Annotated in this window: 2 protein-coding genes; both read left to right on the top strand. The window is 58.3% G+C overall.

Translation table 11 applies throughout. The features are described 5' to 3' along the window. Window positions 1-152 precede the first annotated feature (152 nt). Window positions 153-860: a 16S rRNA (guanine(527)-N(7))-methyltransferase RsmG gene (gene rsmG / locus AAAU26_RS00750; RefSeq protein WP_158397884.1), complete on the top strand. Its 708-nt coding sequence runs from the start codon at window positions 153-155 to the stop codon at window positions 858-860. A 158-nt stretch (window positions 861-1018) separates the two neighbouring features. Then, window positions 1019-1813: a ParB/RepB/Spo0J family partition protein gene (locus tag AAAU26_RS00745; RefSeq protein ID WP_149794729.1), complete on the top strand. Its 795-nt coding sequence runs from the start codon at window positions 1019-1021 to the stop codon at window positions 1811-1813. Window positions 1814-2114 lie beyond the last annotated feature (301 nt).

Raw genomic sequence — 2114 nt, 5'->3', positions numbered from 1 at the left:
CCTCCCTACCTCTGGCCCGCGCGGAGCGCAAGCCGCTTGACCAAAAGAAAAAACCTGCCCCGCGCCACCGGCGCGAGAGACAGCAATATACCTTTTTGATTAATGCTATTTTTGAAAATTGCGATAAGCTTTTGTGAAATGAGGATAAGTTTATGATCGATAAAAGCCGGCTGGAACAGAAATGTTCCACATGGAACATCGCGCTCACCGGAACCCAGCTCGACCAGTTGGACGCCTTTGCGGAGATTCTGGTGGAGTACAACCAGAAGGTCAATCTGACTGCCATCACTGACCCGGAGGGCATCGAGGACAAGCACTTCCTCGACAGCCTGCTCTTTGCCTCTCAGCCTGAGGTGGCAGGGAAGATGGTGGATGTCGGTGCAGGCGCGGGCTTCCCGGGCATCGTGACGAAGATTTTCAAGCCCGAGTTGGAGCTGACCCTGATGGAACCCACCGGAAAGCGGGTGGAGTTTCTGAAATACGCCTGCGGCCAGCTGGGCCTTACCGGTGTGGAATTCGCCAAGGAGCGCGCCGAGGAAGCTGCTCGCAAGGCGTGGCGTGAACAGTTCGATTTGGCTTCGGCCCGCGCGGTGGCGGCTCTGCCCATGCTGGCAGAATACTGCCTGCCGCTGGTGAAGGTGGGTGGAAACTTCCTTGCCATGAAGGGCGCTTCCGGCGAAGAAGAGCTGGCCGCAGCCCGGGGTGCCATCAAGAAGCTGGGCGGCGAGTACAAAGAGACCCGCACCCTCCATCTTCCGGGCGGCGATACCCGCACCCTCATCCTCTGCAAAAAGATTTCGCAAACTCCGACTGCCTACCCCAGAAACGGCGGAAAAATTGCGAAAAGTCCGCTGAAATAACGGAGCATCGAATAGAAAATGCAAGACCCTGCCGAACGAATCTTCTGGCAGGGTCTTTTATTTTCTGGTAAACTGGGGATGTAAGCAACTGACTTTTCCACGTTTTCCTGGGAAAAAGTTGAAAACTATGACGATTCCAGACGAAAAGGGGCGGTATCATGTTTGAGAGAAAGAAATCTGCCGGAAAAATCTACGCTCTCCCGATTGAGAGCATCCAGCCGTCGCCATTTCAGGCGCGGACGAATTTCAACGAGCAGGAGCTTGCGGGGCTTGCGGCTAGCATCCGGGAGAACGGCTTACTGCAGCCGATAGCCGTGCGCAAAAAAGAAGACGGCTATGAGCTGGTGGCGGGGGAGCGGCGCCTCCGCGCCTGCAAGATGGCAAAGATGCAGACCATCCCGGCCATCCTTTGCGACTATGCCGATGACAAGACGGCGGCGATGGGGCTTCTGGAAAATCTTCAGCGGGAGAATCTGAACCCCTTCGAGCAGGCGCAGGGCCTGCGGGATGTGATGGTCTTGTGGGACTGTACGCAGGCGGAGGCAGCCAAGCGGCTTGGCATGGCTCAGCCGACACTGGCCAACAAGCTGCGACTGTTGCAGCTCACCCAGGACCAGCGGCAGTTCGTGCTGGACAACGGCCTGACGGAACGCCACGCCCGGGCAGTGCTGCGTCTGCCGGAGAACCGCCGCAGTGAAGCGCTCATCACCATCGCCAAGCGGAAGATGAACGCCCGGGCTACAGACTTGTACATCGAGCAGCTGCTGAACGCAGCTGCCCCGGGACGTCACCGCATCTCAATGGTGAAGGACGTCCGCATTTTTGTGAATACCATCGACCACGCTATCCGCCTGATGACGGACAACGGTGTACCGGCAACGGCGCACCGGGAAGAGCGGGATGGGTACATTGAGTATACCGTGCGCATCCCGACGGCAGCGGCGCAGAGGTGAGGGGAGAGGGCCAGTGTTCCATGTGGAACATTGGCTCTCTTTCTTTCTGGTAAGGTGGGTGGGATTGCGCGCCGATGGCGTGGATTAAATCGTTCTTGCATTGGGGCAAAGTTCTCTTTTGCGCACCAAAAGAGAACCAGAAAAGTGCCCGCTACTTTCGAGGCGCGGGATCCGACGGGTTGCGGTACCCAGCGTCCACTTCGTGCCTTGGGCGGCACTCGTGCCCTGCTGACCGCGGCCCCAACAGCTCCTCCCTGTTTCCGCCGCAGGCGGCGGTCGTCGCCGTTGCAAGAAAGGGGCT

Origin of the sequence: Faecalibacterium longum (assembly GCF_040094125.1) — a bacterium.
GTDB lineage: Bacteria > Bacillota > Clostridia > Oscillospirales > Ruminococcaceae > Faecalibacterium > Faecalibacterium longum.
Note: the sequence above shows the minus strand (reverse complement) of the source record. Positions and strands in the feature narration are given on the sequence as shown.